This window comes from Actinokineospora sp. NPDC004072 (genome assembly GCF_053604195.1).
In genome coordinates this window covers 11188-33338 of the sequence record NZ_JBSGHB010000028.1, presented here as the reverse complement: position 1 = coordinate 33338, position 22151 = coordinate 11188, and the positions used below count along the sequence as shown (strand labels likewise).

The window sequence follows — 22151 nt, the reverse complement described above, 5'->3', positions numbered from 1 at the left end:
GCCGAACCGGCCCCCGCTGCCTTAGTCTTGGCAGACGCGCGTCCTGCGGTGGTCCCAGGGCGCGTTCGTCTTGCGGGGCGCGCGGGCGGGCGGGCAGTTGACGACGAGGGAATGGTGAGAGCGGTGCCGACCGGCAGGGTCAAGTGGTACGACACGGCGAAGGGCTTCGGGTTCGTCACCCAGGACGGCGGTGAGGACGTCTACGTCCGCGCCTCCGCCTTGCCCACCGGGGTCACCGGGCTCAAGGCGGGCCAGCGCATCGAGTTCGGGGTGGCCGACGGCCGCCGCGGGCCGCAGGCGCTGTCCGTGCGGCTCATCGACGCGCCGCCGTCGGTGGTCGAGGCGCGGCGGCGGCCAGCCGAGGAGCTGCACGGCCTGGTCGAGGACATGATCAAGATGCTGGAGTCGACGGTGCAGCCGGACCTGCAGCGCGGGCGCTACCCCGACCGCAAGGTCACCAAGCGGGTCGCCGAGGTGGTCCGGGCCGTCGCGCGGGAGCTGGACCCCTAGTCCCGCGCCTGCAGCACCCAGTACCCGGTGGGGACGGGCGTCTCGCCCTGGACGATGGCCAGCCGCTGCACGGCGGCGAAGAGCAGGCGGTCGTCCTCATTGGGGAGTTCCAGCGTGTAGGCGTACTGGCGGAACTGGCCGGGCACGAAGATCCGGCTGCTGCCGTCGACCCGCTCGCCGTCGCGGTTGAGGTAGGAGAACACCACGCCCCACGGCTCCTTGGCCAGGGCGACGGGCACCGAGATCTGCACCGGGTAGCCGGGGCGGATGGCCAGCGTGACCACCGCGTCGGCGTCCTGGTCGCAGGTCAGCGTCTCCAGGTCGCAGAGGATCTGCGGGTGGGCGCGGACGGACTCGCCGTCGGCGTAGAAGGTCACCTCGGGCGGCGGCACCGCCCCGCAGCCCGCCAGGGCGAGCGCGGCGGCCAGGATCGCGATGGTCTTGCGCACGCAGCCGACCCTACGGGGCGGGATCCGGCGGGCCCTCGTGCAGGGTGGCGGGTCGCCACCCCGACGACGGCGGGAGCGGCAGCTCGCTGGTGCGGTCGGGCCGGATCGGCCGGTCGCCGCCGAGGCCGGGGATCAGCGACTGCCCGCGCCGGGTCATCACCGTCTGGGCGATGCCGACCGCGAGCAGGGCCGAGACGACCAGGAAGCCGATCCACCAGGTCGGCGGCAGCAGCACGCCGACCGCGCCGCCGAACACCCAGCTGAGCTGGAGCACGGTCTCGGAGCGGCCGAACGCCGAGGCGCGCGACTCCTCGGGCAGGTCGTCCTGGATGACCGCGTCGAGGCTGTTCTTAGCCAGCGCGCTGGCGATCGCGCCGACCAGGCCGACGACGGCCGCGGTGGTGATCCCGGCGGCGAAGGTCGCCACGACCGTGGCCGCCAGCGCGGCGACCGCGCAGCCGAGCACCACCTGCTCGGGGTTGCCGACGTGGACCCGGGCGCCGATGGCGTTGCCCACGAAGCTGCCGATGCCCGCCGCGGCGGCGATGACGCCGAGCAGCAGCACCTGCTGGAACGGCTCGGCCTCGTACTCCGCGCGCACGGCGAACGCGGCGAACATCATCAGGAAGCCGGTCAGCACCCGGATCGTCCCGTTGCCCCACAGCGCGACCACGATGTGGCGGCCCATCGGCTGCCTGCGCCCCTTGGCCGGGTGCGCCTTGATCGACGCGGGCACCTCGCCCTCGGTGACCTCCACCCAGGCCGGGATGCGCAGCGCCTGCACCGCCCCCACCGCGCTGATGACGACGGTGAACCACAGCGCGCCCGCCGAGCCGAACGGGGCGGCGAAGGCCGCGCCGATCCCGCCGAACACCGCGCCCGCGAACAGGCCGAACACCGTCAGCCGCGCGTTGGTCTTGGCGAGGGTGATCTCCGGTGGCAGCACGCGCGGGGTCACCGCGGCCTTGAGCACGGTGAACGACTTGGACAGCACCATCTTGCCCAGCGCGGCCGGGTAGAGCAGCCAGCTGTCGAAGTTGAGCGCCATGATCAGGCACATCAGCGCCTGGCCTGCCGACACCGCCGACATCGCCAGCCTGCGGCCGCGCTGGATGCGGTCCAGCGCGGGGCCGATGACCGGCGCGACCAGGGCGAACGGGGCCACGGTGATCAGCAGGTAGAGCGCGACCTTGCCCTTGCTCTCGCCGCTGGCCGCGGAGAAGAACAGGGTGTTCGCCAGCGCGACGGCCATCGCGGCGTCGCTGGCGTAGTTGAGCATCGTGGCGTAGGTCAGCGCGGTCAGGCCGGACTTCTCCGCGCCGTCGGCGCCCGCCGCCCTGCGGAACGCGCTGACCGCCTGCGTGGTCAGCTGCCTGCTGCGCAGCGCGGCGACCCGGGTGACGGTGAGCTTCTTCGGGAAGCGCGGCGCGCCGGGGGCCTCGTCGGTGGGCCGCTCGGCGGGGTCGCCGGGCGGCTCGTCTCGGCGCCGGTCGTCGGGGTAGCGCTCGTCCGCGTGCCGGTCGCCGGGGTACCGGTCATCGGGGTACCGGACGTCGGGGTGCCGGTCATCGGAGTAGCGGTCGTCCGGGTAGCGGCTGGCGGGGTAGCGGTCGTCGGCGTACCGGTCGTCGCCGCGGCGGGGGCCGTCCGGGTGGCGCGGGTCGCGGTGGTCCGGGCGGGGCCGGGCCGGGGAGCCCCAGCCGCGGGACTCGCGCGCAGCCCCGCGGTGGTCGCCGTGGCGGTCCTCGTAGCGGTCGGCGAAGTGGTCGTCGCGCCACGGCGGGCGCGGGCGCGCGGGCGGGTAGTCCTGCGGGTAGCGGTCGCCGAAGGTCTCGAACTCCGGCTCGTCCTGGCGCTCGTAGGGCTGGGTCGGCCGGTTGCGCGGGGGCGGCGCGGCGGGCCGCCAGTCCGGTTGCGGCGCGTCCGTCCAGCCCTTGCGGCCGCGCTTGGGCCGCCGCGGGGGCTGATCAGGGGAACCGGAGCGCATCACGCTCCCCATCCTGCCGCATCGCCGCACCTGCCACGTGCGCCGGCTCAGCCGCGGTCCGCGGTGAACCGCACCCGGAACATCCGGGGCCAGAGCTTGCCGGTGACCAGGAACTCGTCGGTCCCGGGCACGTGTGCGATCCCGTTGAGGACGTCGGTCGCCGCGCGCTCCTCCTCGGTCAGCAGACCGGACAGGTCGATGTCGGCGGTGACCGCGCCCGAGCCCGGGTCGATGCGCACGATGCGGTCGGTCTGCCAGACGTTGGCGTAGACCGCGCCGTCGACGCACTCCAGCTCGTTGAGCCGCAGCACCGGCTCGCCGCCGCGGCGGACGGCGACCTCGCCGATCGGCGCGAAGCTGTCCGGGTCGCGGAAGGTGAGGGTGTCGCTGCCGTCGCTCATCACCAGCCGCCCGCCGTCGTGGCACAGGCCCCAGCCCTCGCCGGGGTAGCTGACCCGGCGCAGCTCGGCCAGGCTCTCCCGGTCGCGCTCGATGGCGATCCCGTGCTGCCAGGTGAGCTGCCAGATCCGGTCGCCCACGACGGTGATGCCCTCGCCGAAGAGGTCCCCGGGCAGCGCGGTGCGGGCCCGCACCTGCCCGGTCTCCGGGTCGGTCGCGCGCAGCTCGGAGCGGCCGACCAGGCCGGTGCCCTCGTAGAGCACCCCGTCGACCAGCTCCAGGCCCTGGGTGAAGGCGGTGGGGTCGTGCGGCACCTCGGCGAGCACGTCGACCCGCAGCTGCACCACCTGGACCGGTGGTCCTGCGGCGCACCCGGCGAGCTGCGGGACGGCCAGGAGCAGGGCAGCGATCACGGGCAGGGACAGCGCGCGCACCCGCTTAGCGTGACACGGCTGAGCGGGTGCGTGCAGGCGTGCGGCACAATCCGAGGGTGATGACGCCGACGCCCGCACCCCAGGACGTGACCGACCCCGCGCTGCTCGCGGCGGTCGACCTCGCGCGCGCCGCCGCCGAGGCGGAGGCGGGCGACGAGGTGGGCGCGCACGTCGCCGTCACCCCGGAGGACGCCCACGCCGCCACCCACCTGTTCGAGGCCGACAAGCCCGGCTACGCGGGCTGGCGCTGGGCGGTGACGGTGGCCCGCGCCCCGGGCTGCGACGTGACGGTCAGCGAGGTCGTGCTGCTGCCCGGCCCGGACGCGCTGGTCGCGCCGCCCTGGGTGCCGTGGCAGGAGCGGGTGCGCGCGGGCGACCTCGGCGTCGGCGACCTGCTGCCGACCGCCCCCGACGACTACCGCCTGGTCCCCGGCTACGCCGCCTCCGACGACCCCGCGGTCGAGGAGCTGGCCGCCGAGGTCGGCCTCGGCCGCCAGCGGGTGATGTCCCGCGAGGGCAGGCTCGACGCGGCCGACCGCTGGCGCTCCGGGGAGTTCGGCCCCGGCTCGGACATGGCCCGCAGCGCCCCGGCCCACTGCGGCACCTGCGGCTTCTACCTGCCGATCGCGGGCTCGCTCGGCGCGGCCTTCGGCGTCTGCGGCAACGAGATCGCCCCGGCCGACGCGCGCGTCGTGCACGCCGAGTACGGCTGCGGCGCGCACTCGGAGGCCGAGGTCGAGCAGGTCTCCCCGGTCCTGGTGGCCGACCTGATCTACGACGACGCGCAGCTGGAGGTCTCCGAGACCACCCCGGCCGAGGTGCCCGAGGACCCGGCGGTCTCCGAGGTCGCCGACGCGCCGCTGCCCGCCGCCGAGGCGGACGAGGACGAGAGCGAGCCCACCGTCGACGTAGAGCCGGCCGAGTCGCCGGAGTGAGCGCCGACCCCTTCGGCACCGCCGCCCTGCGCGCGTCGGTGCTGGGCGCGTGGACCTCATCGCCCACCCGCTTCCGCGAGGACGCCAACGCCGAGGAGGACCTCTACCTCGGCGGCTACCGCGACCGCCTGCTGGTCGAGCTGGCCCAGAACGCCGCCGACGCGGCCGGGTCCGACGGCGTGCTGCGGGTGGAGCTGGTCGACGGCGAGCTGCGCGCGGCCAACACAGGAAGGCCGCTGGACGCCGAGGGTGTCGCCGCGCTGTCGTCGCTGCGCGCCTCGGCCAAGCAGCGCGGGGTGGGGCAGTTCGGCATCGGCTTCGCCGCCGCCCTCGCCGTCACCGACGCCCCGCGCGTGGTGTCGACCTCCGGCGGGGTCGCCTTCTCCGCCGAGCGCACCGCCGCCGCCGTCGCCGACCACCCGGACCTGGCGGCCCGCGCCGCCGAGCGCGGCGGCCGGGTGCCGGTGCTGCGCCTGGTCTGGCCGACCGACGAGGCCGCCCCGCCCGCCGGGTTCGCCACCGAGGTCCGGCTGCCGCTGCGCGCGGGCGTCGACGGGCAGGCGCTGCTGGCCGCCTTCGCCGCCGAGGCCGCCGACCTGCTGCTCGCCCTGCCCGCGCTCACGCGCATCGAGATCGCGGGCACGGTCTGGTCCCGCACCGACGAGGACGACCGGCTGACCATCCGCGGCCCCGGCGAGCCGCTGTCGTGGCTGGTGCACCGGGTGTCCGGCACGCTGTCGGACGAGGTGCTGGCCACGCTGGGCGTCGAGGCCCGCGAGCGGTCGCAGTGGACGGTCACCTGGGCGCTGCGGCTGGACGCCGACGGCGCGCCGCGCCCGCTGGACACCGACGTGCTGCACGCCCCGACCCCGACCGACGAGCGGCTGTCGCTGCCCGCCCGGCTGGTCGCCACCGTGCCCATCGAGCCCAGCCGCAGGCGGGCCCGCTCGGGCCCGGCCGCCGACGAGGTGCTGGCCGCGGCCGCCGCGGCTTACCCGGGGCTGGTGGCGAAGCTGCCCGCCAAGCGGCGCACGGCGCTGGTGCCGCGCACCGGCTTCCCGCTGTCCGAAGTGGACGACCGGCTGCGCGAGCTGGTGCTCGCCGCGCTGCGCCGGGCCGAGTGGCTGCCCGCCGCGGGCTCGGGCTGGCTGACCCCGGCCCGCGCCCGGGTGCTGGACGTGCCCGCGCCCGGCCTCGCCGACCTGCTCGCCGAGGTCATCCCCGACCTCGCCGACGGCGCGCTGTCCGAGCCCGCGCACACCGGCGCGCTGGGCGCGCTGGGGGTGACCCGGCTGCGGCTGGCCGAGGTCGTGGCCGCCATCACCGGCACGTCCCGCCCGCCGCAGTGGTGGCACCGGCTCTACACCGCGCTCGCCCCGGTCGTGGAGGCCGACGCGACCGCCCGCGAGGAGCTGGGCGGCCTGCCGGTCCCGCTGGCCGACGGCCGCACCCTCCCCGGCCCGCGCGGCGCGCTGCGCTACGACGGCGACCCGGACCTGCTCGACCTGCTGACCCGCACCGACGTCGGCGCCCTGCGGGTGATCCACCCCGCGGCCGCCCACCCGGTGCTCGACCGCATCGGCGCCCGCCCCGGCACGGCGGCCGACCTGCTGGAGAACCTGCGCGACGCCGTCGAGCGCAGCATGGACGACCACGAGTCCGGGGTGGACACCGCCGACCTGGTCCCGATCGTCCTGCGCCTGGTCCAGGACTGCGGCGCGGTCGAGCTGCCCTGGCTGGGCGCCCTGGCCCTGCCGGACTCCGTGGGCGACTGGCGGCGCGCCGACGAGCTGGCCCTGCCGGGCTCGCCCCTGCTCGACGTCCTCGACCCGGACTCGCCGATCGGCGTGCTGTCGCCGTCGCTGGCCGAGCAGTGGCCGGAGTCGGTCCTGACCGCGGTCGGCGTCCTCGACGCCTTCGCCGTGGTGGTGGACGAGTCGCCCACCGGCCCCGACCACGACCTCGCCGACGAGGCCGACTGGTGGGACGCCCTGCCCGAGCCGCCGCGGCGGCTGGTCGGCATCCGCGACCTGGACCTGGTCGCCCCGGACGCCTGGCCGCGCGCGCTGCGCCTGCTCGCGGCCGAGCCGACGACCTGGCGGGCGCTGGTCGACCCGGACGGCTATGCCGCGTGGTGGATCGGCAGGCATGCGTCGCTGGCAGGCGCGCCGCCCACGGCCTGGCGCATGCCCGACGCCGACGCGCTCGTCGGGCTCTACGACCCGCTGCCCGAGGTCGGGGTCGACGCCCGGGTGCTGGAAGCGATCGGCGTGCGGACGGAGCTGGCGGTCGACTCGGCCTTCGACGCCGAGGAGCTGCTGGAGCGGCTGGCGGACCCGGAGCGGGAGGTGCCCGCGGGGGTGGTCCTGCGCGCGCACGCGGCGTTGGCCGCCGCGGTGCGGGACGAGGTCGTGGACCCGGAGGACGTCCCGCCTGCGGCGGGGGCGCGGACGCTGGCCGGGGTGGTCGGCGAGGACTGCGTGGTGGTGGACGGGCCGTGGCTGCTGGCCGTCTTGCCGGAGAGCGAGATGGTGGCCGCTGGGGCGGATTTCGCCCTGGCCGAGGCGCTGGCGGATCTGCTGGACCTGCCGCTGGCGTCGGAGGAAGTGGCTGGGGAGGTGGTGTCTTCCGGGGAGTATGTGGCGTGGGGGGAGCTGGGGGCTGTGGTGGCGGCTTGTGATCTGCTGGGTGAGGGGGTTCCGGCTGGGGGGCCGGTGGTGCACGACAAGTTGGTGGTGCGGTTGGCGGGTGGGGATCAGCAGGTGTCGTGGTGGGTGGATGAGCGGGGGGTGGCGCATTGCGAGGATGTGCCGGAGGCGTTGGGGCGGGTGTTGGCGTGGACTACGGATCGGTGGGGGGAGCGGTATTTGTTCACGGCGTTGATTGAGGAGCCTGGGCTGTATCTGGGGTGAAGTGCGGGGGCGCGTTGCGGGCAGCCCGACCACCGGCGGATGCTGCGCACCGCCGCAATCACCGCTGGAAGCCGCCCAAATTCACGCCGCCTTCAGGCAGCCGTGGGAGTGGTTGGGCGGCCTTGGGGGTGGGTGCGCGGGTTGCGGCGGTGGTGCGCGGGTTGCTTTGTGGGTCCGATGGGGTGAACTCGCATTCGCGGGGACCCCTAAGCGAAGCGCCGCTTGGGCGTGAAGAGCGGTGGAGCGGGCGAGGCCCGTTCACGCCCCCGCGAGTTTAGCGGCGCTTCGCTCCCCGCGAATGCGAGTTCACCCCATCGGACAGGCTTCGGGGGCGCGTTGCTGTTTCGTGGGGGGTGGCGTTGCTGTTTGTGTGGTGGCGCTGCTTAAAGCTCTTCGTGGTGTGCCAGGCGTTTTGCTCTTGTGCTCTTGTGCTCTTGCCCTGCTGCTAGTCCAGCTTCTGGGCGCCTCGGCGGCCCGATTTGGCGGCGTGGCGCTGCCAGGTCATGATGGCCGCGCCTACTATGCCGAGGGCTGCGCCTGCCAGGGTCGTCCACAGCCAGACGGGGGGTAGGCCCGTCGGGATGACGGTGAGGGTCAAGGCGGCCAGCAGCCAGATTCCGGTGCCGACGTAGACGATGGGCCCCAGATCCAGCAGCCGTGCGGGCAGCGGGGGTGGGGGGCGCAGGGGTTGGTCCGGGCGTGGTTCAGGCACAGCGGGAGGCTACGGCACGATGGCCAGCGAGAGCACCGGGCGGCGGTCCGGGGTCGACCGGTTCTTCAAGATCAGCGAGCGGGGGTCGACCGTCGGGCGGGAGGTGCGCGGCGGGATCGTGACCTTCGTGACGATGGCCTACATCGTCGTGCTCAACCCGCTGATCATCGGCAGCTTCGCCGCGGACGACACCACGGCGCACCGGGACCTGTTCGGCAACATCCTGCCGGTCAACCAGGTCGCGGCGGCCACGGCGCTGGTGGCCGGGGTCATCACCATCCTGTTCGGGCTGATCGCCAACTTCCCGTTCGCGCTGGCGACCGGGTTGGGGATCAACACGCTCGTCGCCGTGTCGATCGCGCCGCAGATGACGTGGCCGGAGGCGATGGGGCTGGTGGTGGTCAACGGCATCGTCGTGCTGCTGCTGGTCGTCACCGGGGTGCGGACGGCGGTGTTCAACGCCGTGCCACCCGCGCTCAAGTCCGCGATCGCGGTCGGGATCGGACTGTTCATCGCGCTGATCGGGCTGGTGGACGCCGGGTTCGTGCGGCGGATCCCGGACGCGGCCAACACCACCGTGCCGGTCGGGCTCGGGATCAACGGGTCGATCGCGTCGTGGCCGACGCTGGTGTTCGTCGTCGGGCTGGTGGTCACCTCGATCCTCATCGCCAAGCGGGTCAAGGGGGCGATCCTGATCGGGGTCGCCGCGGGCACCGTGCTGGCCATCGTGATCGAGGCCATCGTCAAGGCCGGGCCGTCGGCCGGGGTCAACCCCAAGGGGTGGAACCTGGGCTACCCCGCCCTGCCCGACGACGTCTTCGGCATCCCCGACCTCTCCCTGCTCGGCGACGTCTCCTTCGGCGCGTGGTGGCGCGTGCCCGCGCTGACCGCCGCGCTGCTGGTGTTCACCCTCGTGCTCACCGACTTCTTCGACACCATCGGCACCATGACCGGCCTGGGCCGGGAGGCGGGCCTGGTCGACGCGGACGGCAAGCTGCCCAACACCGGCAAGGCGCTGTTCATCGACAGCGTGGGCGCCATCGCGGGCGGTGCGTCGTCGACCAGTTCGAGCACCGTCTACATCGAATCCGCGGCGGGCATCGCCGAGGGCGCCCGCACCGGCCTGGCCAACGTCGTCACCGGCCTGCTGTTCATCGCCGCGATGTTCCTGACACCGCTCTACCAGGTGGTGCCGATCGAGGCCGCCGCGCCCGCGCTGGTGATCGTCGGCGCGCTGATGATGTCCCAGATCCGCGACATCGACTTCTCCGACTTCACCATCGCGCTGCCCGCGTTCCTGACCATCGTGGTGATGCCGTTCACCTACTCCATCGCCAACGGCATCGGCGCGGGCTTCGTCAGCTATGTGCTGCTGCGCCTGGTGACCGGGCGTGCGCGCGGCGTGCACCCGCTGATGTGGATCGTGTCGGCGGCGTTCATCGTCTACTTCGCGATGGGGCCGATCCAGGGCCTGTGACCCAGCCGACCGTGGCAGCCGCGCCGTTAGTGAGGTATGCTAACGATCGTGTCCCCGGAGCAGTCGACCTTGACCAGCAGGCTGCGGCTTGCCGTCGTGCGGCTCAACCGCAGACTCCGGGCGCAGCGCACCGCCACGGTCAGCCTGACCCAGATCTCGGCGCTGTCCTGCCTGCACAAGTGCGGACCGCTGACCCCCGGTGAGCTGGCGGCCAAGGAGGGCGTGCAGCCCCCGTCGATGACCAGGGTCATCGCCGCGCTGGAGGACATGGGCTACGTCACCCGCCGTCCGCACCCGAGCGACGGCAGGCAGGCGATCGTCGCCCTCACCGAGACCGGGCTGGTCTACATCAAGGGCGAGATCACCGCGCGCGAGGCGTGGCTGGACGAACGGCTCAACGAGCTCGACGACGAGGAACGGGAGATCCTCTCCCGCGCCGCCGAGATCATCGACAGGATGGCAGGTAAAGCGGACTAGTGCGGACGACAGCGGGCACACCGGAACAGCTCTCCCCTACCCCCGCACCGTCGCCGCCCAGCCCGCCGCGTCCGTCCACCCAGGACGGGATGTTCGCGTCGCTGCGGGTGCGCAACTACCGCCTCTTCGCCGGGGGCGCGCTGCTGTCGAACACCGGCACCTGGATGCAGCGCATCGCCCAGGACTGGCTGGTGCTCGTCCTGACCGACAACAACCCGGTCGTCCTCGGCATCGCCGCCGCCCTGCAGTTCCTGCCGACGCTGGTGCTGTCGCTGTGGGCGGGCGTGCTCGCCGACCGGATGGACAAGCGCAAGCTCCTCATCGGCCTGCAGACCGGCATGGCGCTGAGCGCGCTGGTGCTGGGCGTGCTGGACGTCACCGGCGTGGTCGAGGTGTGGCACGTCTACGTCCTGTGCCTGGTGCTCGGCGCGTTCTCCGCGGTCGAGGTGCCGGTGCGCCAGTCGTTCGTCGTGGAGATCGTGGGGCGGGCGCAGCTGACCAACGCCGTGGCGCTCAACTCCACGAACTTCAACCTCGCCAGGATCGTCGGCCCGGCGATCGCGGGCGTGCTGATCACCCTCGTCGGCACCGGCTGGCTGTTCCTGGCCAACGCGGTGCTGACGGGCGCGGTGATCGCGGGCCTGCTGCTGATGCGCGTGGCCGACCTGCGCCCCTCGCCGCGGGTGGCGCCGCGGCGCGGCCAGCTGGTCGAGGGCCTGCGCTACGTGCGCGGCCGGTCGGACATCCTGACGGTGATGGTGCTGGTGTTCTTCGTCAGCACGTTCGGGATGACGTTCTTCGTCTCGCTGGCGATCGCCGCCGCAAACGTTTTCCACCAGGACGCCAGCGGGTACGGCCTGCTGTCGACCACGCTGGCCGTCGGCACCCTCGCTGGCGCGCTGCTGGCCGCCCGGCGCAGCTCCCGCGGCCAGCCCCGGCTGCGGCTGCTGCTCGGCTCGGCCCTGGTCTTCGGCGTCCTGCAGGTCGCGGTCGGCCTGATGCCCAGCTACGGGCTCTTCGCCATCGGCCTGATCCCGGTCGGCCTGGCCCTGATGACCTTCATGACGGCCGCCAACGCGACCGTGCAGCTGGCCGCCGCGCCGGAGATGCGCGGCCGGGTGATGGGGCTCTACATGCTGGTCTTCGTCGGCGGCAACCCCCTGGGCGCGCCGATGACCGGCTGGCTCGCCGACCAGTTCGGCGGCCGCTCGCCGTTCCTCGTCGGCGGCGCGGTGGCCGCCCTGGCCGCCCTGACCTGCGGCCTGCTCCTGATGCGCCGCGGCGGCGTCCGGCTCTCCCCGGCCAACTGGACCCGGCCGCGCATCCTGCGCCGGGACCGCCCCGCCGCGACCCGCAAGTCGTAGAGGATCTGGCGGCGTGCCCCAGGTCACCCCGACGCGGGTATTGCCAGGAGAACTGAAGTAAGGCTAACCTAAGTCTTGTCCGCTTCGTGGTGGGAGCGGCAGTCAGTTCGGGAACCGAGTGGCCCCCGCTTCCAGCGTCCGGAAGCGGGGGCCATCACCGTGCCCGGCGGGGGCTTGTCGGAGCATCCGCCGGAACCGCCCGTCTTGCCACCCTGCCGCACGTGCAACTACCTGGCAACGGCTAGTCCAGCACCGGCCAGGTGTGCACGGGCTCGCCCGCCTCGCTCAGCTCCACGTACCGGCTCAGCATCCCGCTCAGGGCGGCCTCCCGGTCCAGGCCGCGCGCCTCCAGCAGGGTGACCGTGTCGCGCTGCCACGACGACCCCGTGCGCCGGGCCAGGCAGCGCGCCTCGATGATCCCGAGGTAGCGCTCGCGGGCGCCGTCGGAGACCCCGCAGTCGGCCAGGCCCTCGTGCGCCATCGGCAGCAGCTTGCGCAGCACCAGCTCGTCCGGCGGCACCCAGCCAGCCCCCGGCCAGTACAGCTGGCTGCCGAAGGCGTGCCGGGCGGCGGCGTGCAGGTTCTCCTCGGCCGCCTGGAACGACATCTGGGTCCACAGCGGATAGTCCTGTGTGGCCAGCGCCCGCTGCGCGCCGTAGAAGAACGCGGCGTTGGCCATCATGTCGACCACCGTCGGCCCGGCGGGCAGCACCCGGTTCTCCACCCGCAGGTGCGGCACGTCGTCGCAGATGTCGTACACCGGCCGGTTCCAGCGCCAGATGGTGCCGTTGTGCAGCCGCAGCTCGCTGAGCTGGGGCGGGCGGCCCCGGTCCAGCGCCTCCAGCGGGTCCTCGTCGTCCACTTCGGGCAGCAGGCCGGGGAAGTAGCGCACGTTCTCCTCGAACAAGTCGAAGATCGAGGTGATCCACCGCTCGCCGAACCACACCCGGGGCCGCACGCCCTGGTTCTTCAGCTCCTCCGGTCGGGTGTCAGTCGCTTGGAGGAACAGGGGGATGCGGGTCTCGTGCCAGAGCGCCTTGCGCAGCATGAACGGGGAGTTGGCGCCGATGGCGACCTGCACCCCCGCCAGGCACTGGGCGGCGTTCCAGTTGGCGGCGAAGTCCTCCGGCGAGACCTGCAGGTGCAGCTGCAGCGAGGTGCACGCCGCCTCGGCCAGGATCGAGTCCTGCACCCGGCGCAGCTTCTCCGCCCGCCTGCCGGGCAGCGGCGTGCCCTCCATGTGCAGCACCAGCTCCTCGCCGCGGGCGGCGAAGATCTGCTCGTTGAGCCGGTGGTAGCGCGACTTCTGGGTCAGCCAGCGCACTTCCAGGTGCTCGGGCCGCAGCGTCGGCAGCATCCCGATGATGACCAGCCGCGCGCCTGCGTCCAGCGCCTTGAGCGAGGCCCCGGCCAGCGACTCGACCAGCTCGGACTCCAGCTGGGTCGCCTGGTGCCCGCCCAGCGGCCGGGGCGGCACGTTGAACTCCAGGTTGTGCTGGCCCAGCTCCAGCGTGTAGCAGGGATCGCCGATCTTCTCCAGGACGGTGGTGTTGAGCATGGCCGGGCCCAGGCCCTCGTCGACGAGGTTGAGCTCGATCTCCATGCCCATGTGCGGCGGGGCGGCGGCGAAGCCGCCCTCGGCCAGCATCCGCCCCAGGGCATCCAGGCAGCGGCGCATCTTCGCCCGATAGCGCTGCCGGTCGAGACCGCCTGGTTCGATGGCTACGTTCTGGCCCATGACGCCCCTCCCGTCCGTCCGGCTCGTCAACCGGAACCTGCGCGGGAGGCCAACGTTGGCATAGGGCTCACTTCCTAATCTAGCGGCCAAACTGGTGCCGTCAGTTATCCCGAGGTAACGCTGAGCAAGCGGCGGGGACACCTGGGCGCGGCCGCCGTGGCGTGCGACACTGCGCGGGTGGCGCAGGTGATCGAGGTGGCGGACCCCGGGGACCCGCGGTTGGCCGACTTCCGGGATCTGACGACCGCCGACCGCAGGCCGGACCGGCCGGGCGGGCGCGGGTTGGTGATCGCCGAAGGCGTGGTCGTCGTGCAGCGCCTGCTCGCCTCCCGCTACCCGGTGCGCGCCCTGCTGGGCGTCCCGCGCCGCATCGAGGCCCTGGCCGACGACCTGGCAGGCTGCGACATCCCGGCCTACGCCACCAGCGCCGAGGTCATGGCCGAGACCGTCGGCTTCCACCTCAACCGCGGCGTGCTCGCCGCCGCCGACCGGGCCGAGCCCGTGCCGCTGCCGGAGCTGCTGGCCGCCGCGCGCACCATCGCCGTGCTGGAGGGCGTCGGCGACCACGAGAACCTGGGCGCGCTGTTCCGCAACGCCGCCGCGCTCGGCGTCGACGCCGTGCTGCTGGGCCCCGGGTGCAGCGACCCGCTGTACCGGCGCAGCGTCCGCGTCTCGATGGGGCACGTCCTCGCCGTCCCGTTCGCCCCGCTGCCCGACTGGCCCGGCGGGCTGGACCTGCTGCGGGCGGCCGGGTTCCGGGTGCTGGCGCTGACCCCGCGCGCCGACGCCGTGCCGCTGGCCGAGGTCGCGGGCGGCGGCCGGGTGGCGCTGCTGCTGGGCTCGGAGGGGCCCGGCCTGACCGATGCGGCCATCGCCGCAGCCGACGCCGCCGTGCGCATCCCGATGTCGCGCGCCGTCGACTCGCTGAACGTGGCGACCGCGGGCGCGGTCGCGTTCTACGCACTCACCGAAGGAGCCCGGGGTGGAACTGCGCGCCAGGGATGAGCGGGCCGTGCTCGTCGGCGATGACCGGGAGGTCGACCCGGACACCCTGCCGCTGGGCGCGGACCTCACCGCCGACCTGCGGGACTGGGCCAGGGTCGCCGGTGCGGTCGGGCGCGCGGAGGGCGATGCCGCCGCCGCGGTCGTCGCCCGCCGCGGCCGCCAGCTCGCCGCCCGCGTCGCCGAGGCGCTGAACACCGAGGTCAGCTACGCCGACCCGGTGTCGGGGGACGTGGCGGTGCTGGCCCCGCCCGCCCCGGTGGCCAAGCCCGAGCCGCCGCCGGAGCCCACGCCGTGGGGGACCGGGCTGCTGGTGGCGGCGTTCGCGTTCACCCTGGTGGTGTTCGCCGTGGGGACGCTGACGTCCACGCTGAACGAGACCTCGCCGCTGCTCGCGGTCGGCGCGAACGTGGTGGTCACCGGGGGCCTGCTGCCGTCGGTGTGGCTGACCCGGGGCGTGCCGGTCTGGCGCTGGGTGGCACTCGGCGTCGCGGTCGGCATCTTCGCGGGCTGGGTGGCGCTGCCGTTCATCATCTTCGGCTAGTGCCGCCCTGGCTGCCCGCCTGGTGCGCCGAGCACCTGGGGGCCGAGCCGGTGGGGGTGCTGTTCGAGCGGCGCCAGATGTCGGCGGTGCTCGGGCTCGCGCTGGCCGACGGCCGCGAGGTCGTGGTGAAGGCGCGGGAGGACGGCGGCCGCGCCGCCGCGTGCGTCGCCGCCCAGGCGGGGCTGGCCGCGCGCGGCTTCCCGTGCCCCCGCCCGCTCACCCCGGTGATCGCGGTCGGGCCCCTGGCCGTCCACGCCGAGGAGCACCGCCCCGGCGGCGATGTGCTGCGCGGCGACTCGCCCGCGGTCGCCGCCCGCTACGCGGCGGTCTTCGCCCGGCTGATGGCCGAGCTGGCCGAGGTGGCCGTCCCGCCGCCCCTGCCCAACCCCCGCTGGGCCCGCTGGGACCACGGCGACCCCGGCCTCTGGCCCGCGATCGCGCTGCTGGACGAGCGCGACCAGGCCGCCGTGCCCGCGCACGTCACCGCGGTCGCCCGCCGCGCCCGGGACCGCCTGCTGGCCGCCGACCTGCCCCCGGTGCTGGGCCACGCCGACTACGAGGCCCAGAACCTGCGCTGGCGCGGTCCGGCCATCTGGGCCGTGCACGACTGGGACAGCCTGGCCTGGCAGCCGGAAGCGGCCCTGGTCGGCGCGGCCTCCGGCACGTTCGCCAGCACGACACCGCCGACCCTGGCCCCGGTCGACAGCTCGGCGGCCTTCCTGGCGGCCTACCAGCACCACCGCGGCCGCCGGTTCACCCCGGCCGAGGTGGAAGTGGCGTGGGCGGCGAGCCTCTGGCCCGCCGCCCACAACGCCCGCTGGGAAGCCCTGCACGGCGACCCGCCGCGCTGCGGGGCCGCCCTGCGCGCCCAGGCGGCCGAACGCCTCCGGCGCGCGGGCGCCTAGGCCCGGGATAGGTCTAGACCAAGGAGTCGCGCCAGCGGCCGTGCAGGGCGGCGAAGCGGCCCGCTTCGGCGATCAGCTCGGCGGGCGAGCCGTCCTCGACGACCCGGCCGTCGTCGATCACCAGGACCCGGTCGGCGATGAGGACCGTGGACAGGCGGTGGGCGATGATCAGCGCCGTGCGGTCGGCCAGCACCGACTCCAGCGCGCCCTGCACCGCCCGCTCGGTCGGGATGTCCAGGCTGGAGGTGGCCTCGTCCAGCACCAGCACCGACGGGTCGGCCAGGAAGGCGCGGGCGAAGGCGACCACCTGCCGCTGGCCTGCCGAGAGCCTGCCGCCGCGCTTGCGGACGTCGGTGTCGTAGCCGTCGGGCAGGCGGGAGATGAACTCGTGCGCGCCCACCGCCCCCGCCGCCGACTCGATCTCCGCGCGCGTCGCGTCCGGCTTGCCGAGGGCGATGTTGTCGGCCACCGACCCGGCGAACAGGAAGTTCTCCTGGGTGACCATCACCACCGCCTTGCGCAGCTCCGCGTCGCTGATGTCGGTCAGCGCCACGCCGTCGAGCCGGACCGCGCCCGAGGTCGGGTCGTAGAAGCGGGCGACCAGCTTGGCCAGCGTGGACTTGCCCGCCCCGGTCGGCCCGACCAGCGCCACCGTCTGGCCTGCCGGGATGCTCAGGTCGAACTCCGGCAGCACCACCGGCCCGCCAGCGCTGTAGCCGAACTCCACCCGGTCGAAGGTGATCGCCCGGCCCCGCGCCGACGGCGGCAGGGCGACCGGGGCCGCGGGCTCGCGCACGTCCGGCTCCTCCTCCAGCACGCCGGAGATCTTCTCCAGCGCCGCCGTCGCCGAGGAGTAGGCGTTGGCGAACATCGCCATGTCGTCCAGCGGGTCGTAGAAGCGGCGCAGGTAGAGCAGGAACGCCGTGAGCACGCCCAGCTCCAGGCCGCCGCCGACCACCCGCCACGCGCCGATCAGCAGCACCGCGGCCAGGCTGATGTTGCCGACCAGCCGCACGGTCATGGTGAACACCGCCACCACGTCCAGCGCCCGGTGGTTGGCGGCGCGGAAGCTGTCGTTGAGCCCGGCCATGATCGACTCGTTGCGCGCCTCGCGGCGGAACGCCTGCACCGCGCGCATGCCGTTCATCGTCTCGACGAACTGCACGATGACCTTGGCGATCGCCCCGCGGGTGTTGCGGTAGGCGGCGTTGGAGTTGCGGAAGAACCAGCGCGCGGCCAGCAGCAGCGGGATGAACCCGGCCAGCACGAACAGCGCCAGCGGCGCGTCGAGCACCAGCAGCAGCACCGCGATCCCGGACACCGTCAGCAGCGCGGAGAGCAGGCCGTCGATGCCGTTCTCCAGCAGGTCGTCGAGGGAGTCGACGTCGCTGGTCAGCCGGGAGATGACCTTGCCGGAGGTGTAGGACTCGTGGAACGACAGCGACAGCCGCTGGGCGTGCCGGAAGATCCGCTGCCGCAGGTCGAGCAGCACGTCCTGGCCGATCCGCCCGGACAGCCGCAGGAAGGCGTAGCGCAGGACCGCGGAGGCGACCATCGACCCCAGGTACCCGCCGACGCACCACGCCAGCGCCGAGGCGTCCCCGCCGACGGCGGCCGGGATGCCGTTGTCGATGGCCGCGGCGATCAGCAGCGGCCCGGCCAGCGAGGCGGCGTTCTCGGCGATGACCAGCACCAGCGCCAGCACCGTCGCGGCCGCGTGCGGGCGCACCAGCTCGCCGAGCAGGGCGCGCGAGCGCTTCTGCAGGCGCAGCGTCGCCTGCTGGGTCAGGTTCTCGGTGTCCTCGGCGGCGACGCCGCGCCACTCGGCTTCCGGGGTGCTCATACGCTCGTCCGTTCGTTGTCCAGAGTGGACAGCAGCGATCGGTAGGCGGGGTTGGTGGCCAGCAGCTCGGCGTGGGTGCCCACGGCGGTGATCCGGCCGCCGTCGAGCATCGCAACCCGGTCGGCCAGCTGCACCGTGCTCGGCCGGTGCGCCACGACCAGCGCCGTGACCCCGGAGAGCACGCTGCGCAGGGCGTGCTCGACCTCGGCCTCGGTCTGCACGTCCAGCGCCGAGAGCGGGTCGTCGAGGACCAGCACCTTCGGCCTGCCGACGACCGCGCGGGCCAGCGCGAGCCGCTGGCGCTGCCCGCCGGAGAGCGACAGGCCCTGCTCGCCGATGCGGGTGTCCAGGCCCCACGGCAGCTCGTCGACGAACTTCTCCGCCTGCGCGATCCGCAGCGCGGTGCGCACGTCCTCCTCGGTGGCCCCGGGCGAGCCCAGGCGCACGTTCTCGGCGACGCTGGCGGAGAACAGCACCGCGTCCTCGAAGGCCGTGGCCACGGCGGTGCGCAGCTCGGCCAGCGGCAGGTCGCGCACGTCGACCCCGTCGACGGTGACCCGCCCGCCGGTCACGTCGGCCAGCCGGGCGACCAGCGCGGTCAGCGTCGTCTTGCCCGAGCCGGTCGGCCCCACCAGCGCGACCGTCTCGCCCGGGCGGACCTCGAGGTCGACGCCGGAGAGCACCTCGGCGCCGGAGGGGTAGGCGAAGCGGACGTCCTCGAAGCGCAGCAGGCCCGCGCCGTCGGCGGGCAGGTGCCGGGGGGACTCCGGGTCGCTGATGGTGACCTGCGAGTCGCGGACCTCCCAGTACCGCTCGGCGGCCGTGGCGGTCTGGTTGGCCTCGGCCAGCAGCCACCCGATCGAGTCCACCGGCCAGCGCAGGTAGACCGCGACCGTGATGCCCGCCACCAGCGTGCCGACGGTCATCGTGCCGTTGGCGATGCCCAGCGAGCCGACCAGCAGCTGCGCGGCGATGCCCAGCTCGGGCAGCATGATCACCGCGCACCAGAGCGCGGCGAGCACCCGGACCTTGGCCAGCTCGGTGCCGCGCAGCTCGCGGGCCTGCTCGGCGAACCGCCTGGCCAGCTCGGGCCCGCGGCCGAACGCCTTGAGCACCCGAATGCCCAGCGCCGACTCCTCGACCGTGGTGGCCAGGTCGCCCTCCTGGTCCTGCGCCCTGCGGGAGAGCACGGAGTACTTCTTCTCGAACCGGGTGCAGATGGCGATCAGCGGCAGGGAGCAGGCCAGGGTGATCGCGCCCAGCAGCGGGTCGAGGAAGAACAGCACGCCCAGGCCGATGACCATGGTCAGGGAGTTGACGACCAGGAAGATGCCCGCGAACGCGATGAACCGGCGGATGGTGGACAGGTCCGACACCGCGCGGGAGAGTAGCTGCCCGGACTGCCACTGGTCGTGGAAGGCGATCGGCAGCCGCTGCAGGTGGGAGTACAGGTCGGCGCGCAGATTGGCCTCGACCCGGGTGCTCGGCCCGGCGATGAGCCTGCGCCGGGTGAAGAACAGCGCCGCCTCGGTCGCGCCCAGCACGGCCACCGCGACGACCGGCCAGATGAGGCCCGCGGTGTCGCCTGCGGCCACCGGGCCGTCCAGGATGCGCTGGATGACCAGCGGGATCGTCAGCCCGCAGATCATCGAGCCCAGCACCGCGGCCGCCGAGCCGACGACCCGGCCGCGCACCGGGCGCAGGTAGGGGCCCAGCCGCGTGATCGAGGCCAGGCCGCCGCGTTTCGGTTCGGTCTCCATGCGCTCCCCCAGGGCAGTCGGCCTTCGACGGTACGCGGCGACCCGCGCCTGCGCACCCGAGTTTCCTACCTGCAGCGCGCTGGAGGTCAACTCCTCCACAGTGGACAGCGGCTATCCTTGGCCCATGACGCGACCGGAGCCGGTGCGGTTCCTGCGCACCGAACCGACCATGGCCTTCCCGCAGGGCAGGCTGCTGGCCCTGCGCGACGCCCGGCTGCACGTGCTGGCCCCCGACGGCTGGGACCGCCTGGGCCGGGGCAGGCCAGCGGGCGCCCAGTGGGTCAGCCGGGCCGAGGCCGAGGACTGGCTGGAGCACCAGGGCTGGGACAGCGCCCTGCTCGACGCCGTGCCCGCCGCCGAGAGCTGATCACATCGCGTTCCCAACCAGCCCACCCCGTGTCATCGTGGATTGGTCTGGACCTTGGGGAGGGATGATGCGCGGAACCACGGTGCCGCCGGGGACGCCCTGTCAGGCGCAGCGCGAGGGTGTGCTGCCCATGCACCGGCTGGAGGTGTTCGACGACCTGCCGTTCGCCATCGGCACGTTCGACTCGATCGGCCCGATGTCGCGCGCGGACTTCCCGCACCGGCACACCTTCCACGAGATCGTGCTGGTCACCAGCGGTCGCGGCGCCCACGTGGTCGACCTGGCCCGCTGGGAGCTGCGGCCGCCGCACCTGTGCGTGATCGCCCCCGGCCAGGTCCACCACTGGGACGCCCGCGGCCTCGACGGGCACGTCGTGCTGTTCACCGACGACTTCCTGCTCGACCACCCGGGCGACCGGGCGGTGCTGCGGGCGCTGAGCGCCCGGCCCTGGCTGGACGTGCCCGACGACGCCCCCCGGCTCATCGAGGAGATGCGCGCGGAGTACGAGTCGCGCGCGGAGGGCTCGGACTCGGTGCTGCGCGCCCTGCTGCACGTGCTGGTCGTGCGCGCGGCGCGGGCCGCCCGGCTGGCCCCGCCCGCCCGAGCTGGTTCGGTGGCCGAGGAATTCGCCCGGCTGCGGGCGGGCTCGCAGCTGTGGTCGGTGCGCGCCTACGCCGAGCGCATCGGGGTGACCCCCGGGCACCTGACCCAGGCGGTGAAGGCCGCGACCGGCCGACCGGCCTCCGAGTTGGTCCGCGAGACCCGCGTCCACGAGGCGAAACGCCTGCTCGCGCGCACCGACCTGACCGTGCGGCAGGTGGCGGCCCGGGTGGGGTTCGGCGACCCCGCGTACTTCTGCCGGTTCTTCCGCCGGGAGACCGGGTTGAGCCCGGGTGATTTCCGCCGTGGGAACGGCACCCACGGTTTTCACCACGACCAGCCAGGTTAGTCCATCGTCCTGACCAGGGCGGGGTTCGTAGTTTCGGGAGCAAGTCCCGAACAAGGAGTCGGAATGGAAGACCGAAACCTCAGCCGCAAGGCGGTGCTGCGCGCCGCCCTGGCCGCGGGCGTCACCGTGCCCGCGGCGTTCGTCGCCGCTCCCGCGCTGGCCCGCACCCTGCCCGCAGGCACGACGCTCGAACCCACCCCGATGTGCGACGACGGCGATGACCCCACGCCGCCGCAGATGGAGGGCCCCTACTTCAAGCCGAACTCGCCCCGCCGCAACTCCCTGGCCGGTGATGGCGCGGGCACCCGGCTCACCGTCAGCGGCTACGTCTTCGGCCTGGCCTGCGTGCCGATCGGCAACGTCCTGCTGGACTTCTGGCAGGCGGACAACGCGGGCAACTACGACAACGTGACCTACCGGTTCCGCGGCCACCAGTACACGGACGCGAACGGCGCCTTCAACCTGACCACGATCGTGCCGGGCCTCTACCCGGGCCGCACGCGGCACATCCACGTCAAGGTCCAGGCCCCGGGCAGGCCGATCCTCACCACGCAGCTGTACTTCCCGGGCGAGCCCCGCAACAACACGGACTCGCTGTACGACCCGCGGCTGCTGATGAACGTCCGCAACGCGGGCGGCGGGCGCGAGGCGACGTTCGACTTCGTCCTCAACATCCAGCAGAACCCCACCACGACCCGCCCGACCTCGTCGAACCCGACGACGACGACGACGAACTCGCCCGGCGGCACCTGGGCGGTCGGCACGCCGTACACCGCGGGCGCCCGGGTCACCTACGGCGGCAGCAGCTACGTCTGCCTCCAGGCCCACACCGCCCAACCCGGCTGGGAGCCCCCGAACACCCCGGCCCTCTGGCGCCTGGGCTGATCGCGGACGGCCGCATGGCGGCGCCCTCCACCTAGGCCGCCATGCGCCCCCGTCATCCAGATGCCATGCCCATCTGGATGCGCAGGACGACGCGGTTGGGATGATGCGGTCATATGGTCGCATCATCCCAACCGCGTCACCGCGCGTCCGGAGCCTGCCGCAGGGGGGCAGGCGCGGGTGGGCGCCGGGCATCGCCCGGAGCAGCCGTCGGCAGGCGCAGCCGTGGTCCGGGGCAGGCCAGGGCCGGAGGGGGCCAGGGCCAGCGGGGGCGTGCCGGAGAGGGCGTGCCGGAGAGGGCGCAGCCGGGGGACATCGGGAGGCCGCCGGGGCAAGCGGCCGACCACCCGGTTGCGCCGCCCCTGCCGCCCGCCCACGTCCGCCTGGCCTCGGCCACCGGCCCAGAGACCCGAGCCACCGCTACCCGCGAGTCTCTATCGGCACGCGGGTGCGTCTGCGTCGCCTGTCGCCCCTGCCCTTACCCGTTCGCGCCGTTCACCTGGGC

The 22151-nt window shown here is 74.0% G+C and carries 19 protein-coding genes; 12 read left to right on the top strand and 7 right to left on the bottom strand.

Features of this window, described 5'->3' with window-relative positions; translation table 11 throughout:
• Positions 1-123: 123 nt before the first annotated feature.
• Entirely contained in the window at positions 124-510 is a 387-nt protein-coding gene (locus tag ACWEPX_RS30620) for a cold-shock protein (protein WP_451900745.1), read from the top strand.
• Here the strand turns inward: ACWEPX_RS30620 and ACWEPX_RS30615 are convergent.
• The 3 genes from ACWEPX_RS30615 to ACWEPX_RS30605 are packed head-to-tail and all read right to left on the bottom strand — an operon-like array spanning position 507 to position 3779.
• Positions 507-959 (bottom strand): DUF2771 family protein, encoded by a 453-nt coding sequence (locus ACWEPX_RS30615; RefSeq protein ID WP_451900744.1) that lies wholly within the window; start codon positions 957-959, stop codon positions 507-509. The genes ACWEPX_RS30620 and ACWEPX_RS30615 overlap by 4 nt on opposite strands.
• Before the next feature lie 10 nt (positions 960-969).
• Entirely contained in the window at positions 970-2946 is a 1977-nt protein-coding gene (locus ACWEPX_RS30610; protein WP_451900785.1) for an MFS transporter, read from the bottom strand.
• 47 nt (positions 2947-2993) lie between these two features.
• Entirely contained in the window at positions 2994-3779 is a 786-nt protein-coding gene (locus ACWEPX_RS30605; RefSeq protein ID WP_451900743.1) for a glutaminyl-peptide cyclotransferase, read from the bottom strand.
• 59 nt (positions 3780-3838) lie between these two features.
• Between ACWEPX_RS30605 and ACWEPX_RS30600 the strand changes: the two genes are divergently transcribed.
• A complete protein-coding gene (locus ACWEPX_RS30600) occupies positions 3839-4714 on the top strand; it encodes a DUF3027 domain-containing protein (RefSeq protein WP_451900784.1) in 876 nt (291 codons plus the stop codon).
• On the top strand, positions 4711-7626 hold the full coding sequence (locus ACWEPX_RS30595; protein WP_451900742.1) for a sacsin N-terminal ATP-binding-like domain-containing protein: 2916 nt from the start codon (positions 4711-4713) through the stop codon (positions 7624-7626). Before ACWEPX_RS30600 ends, ACWEPX_RS30595 begins: the two co-directional genes overlap by 4 nt.
• A gap of 445 nt (positions 7627-8071) precedes the next feature.
• Here the strand turns inward: ACWEPX_RS30595 and ACWEPX_RS30590 are convergent, their stop codons facing one another.
• Entirely contained in the window at positions 8072-8338 is a 267-nt protein-coding gene (locus tag ACWEPX_RS30590; protein ID WP_451900741.1) for a DUF2530 domain-containing protein, read from the bottom strand.
• A 19-nt stretch (positions 8339-8357) separates the two neighbouring features.
• Here ACWEPX_RS30590 and ACWEPX_RS30585 point away from each other — a divergent pair, with 19 nt between their 5' ends.
• The 3 genes from ACWEPX_RS30585 to ACWEPX_RS30575 all read left to right on the top strand — a co-directional run bounded on the left by ACWEPX_RS30585 (position 8358) and on the right by ACWEPX_RS30575 (position 11656).
• Complete coding sequence (locus ACWEPX_RS30585) at positions 8358-9815, top strand: NCS2 family permease (RefSeq protein ID WP_451900740.1); 1458 nt, start codon at positions 8358-8360, stop codon at positions 9813-9815.
• Between the two features lie 48 nt (positions 9816-9863).
• A complete protein-coding gene (locus tag ACWEPX_RS30580) occupies positions 9864-10292 on the top strand; it encodes a MarR family winged helix-turn-helix transcriptional regulator (protein WP_451900739.1) in 429 nt (142 codons plus the stop codon).
• A gap of 89 nt (positions 10293-10381) precedes the next feature.
• On the top strand, positions 10382-11656 hold the full coding sequence (locus tag ACWEPX_RS30575; protein WP_451900738.1) for an MFS transporter: 1275 nt from the start codon (positions 10382-10384) through the stop codon (positions 11654-11656).
• 241 nt (positions 11657-11897) lie between these two features.
• On the opposite strand, the gene ACWEPX_RS30570 is transcribed toward ACWEPX_RS30575, so the two are convergent.
• On the bottom strand, positions 11898-13394 hold the full coding sequence (locus ACWEPX_RS30570) for a glutamate--cysteine ligase (RefSeq protein ID WP_451900737.1): 1497 nt from the start codon (positions 13392-13394) through the stop codon (positions 11898-11900).
• A gap of 177 nt (positions 13395-13571) precedes the next feature.
• On the opposite strand from ACWEPX_RS30570, the gene ACWEPX_RS30565 reads away from it, so the two are divergent.
• The 3 genes from ACWEPX_RS30565 (at position 13572) to ACWEPX_RS30555 (ending at position 15845) form a co-directional block, all read left to right on the top strand.
• Positions 13572-14399, top strand: a complete 828-nt coding sequence (locus ACWEPX_RS30565) for a TrmH family RNA methyltransferase (protein ID WP_451900736.1) — start codon at positions 13572-13574, stop codon at positions 14397-14399.
• A complete protein-coding gene (locus ACWEPX_RS30560; RefSeq protein ID WP_451900735.1) occupies positions 14377-14940 on the top strand; it encodes a DUF2537 domain-containing protein in 564 nt (187 codons plus the stop codon). Before ACWEPX_RS30565 ends, ACWEPX_RS30560 begins: the two co-directional genes overlap by 23 nt.
• A 77-nt stretch (positions 14941-15017) precedes the next feature.
• Positions 15018-15845, top strand: coding sequence for a phosphotransferase (locus ACWEPX_RS30555; RefSeq protein WP_451900783.1), 828 nt, complete (start codon positions 15018-15020; stop codon positions 15843-15845).
• 13 nt (positions 15846-15858) lie between these two features.
• Here the strand turns inward: ACWEPX_RS30555 and ACWEPX_RS30550 are convergent, their stop codons facing one another.
• Entirely contained in the window at positions 15859-17688 is a 1830-nt protein-coding gene (locus ACWEPX_RS30550; protein WP_451900734.1) for an ABC transporter ATP-binding protein, read from the bottom strand.
• A complete protein-coding gene (locus ACWEPX_RS30545; RefSeq protein ID WP_451900733.1) occupies positions 17685-19448 on the bottom strand; it encodes an ABC transporter ATP-binding protein in 1764 nt (587 codons plus the stop codon). The genes ACWEPX_RS30550 and ACWEPX_RS30545 overlap by 4 nt, the downstream gene beginning before the upstream one ends.
• Before the next feature lie 124 nt (positions 19449-19572).
• On the opposite strand from ACWEPX_RS30545, the gene ACWEPX_RS30540 reads away from it, so the two are divergent.
• From ACWEPX_RS30540 to ACWEPX_RS30530, 3 genes are all read left to right on the top strand, one after another.
• Positions 19573-19815: a hypothetical protein gene (locus ACWEPX_RS30540; RefSeq protein WP_451900732.1), complete on the top strand. Its 243-nt coding sequence runs from the start codon at positions 19573-19575 to the stop codon at positions 19813-19815.
• A 67-nt stretch (positions 19816-19882) separates the two neighbouring features.
• Positions 19883-20764: an AraC family transcriptional regulator gene (locus tag ACWEPX_RS30535; RefSeq protein ID WP_451900731.1), complete on the top strand. Its 882-nt coding sequence runs from the start codon at positions 19883-19885 to the stop codon at positions 20762-20764.
• A gap of 63 nt (positions 20765-20827) precedes the next feature.
• Positions 20828-21649, top strand: a complete 822-nt coding sequence (locus tag ACWEPX_RS30530; RefSeq protein WP_451900730.1) for a dioxygenase family protein — start codon at positions 20828-20830, stop codon at positions 21647-21649.
• Positions 21650-22151: the final 502 nt, after the last annotated feature.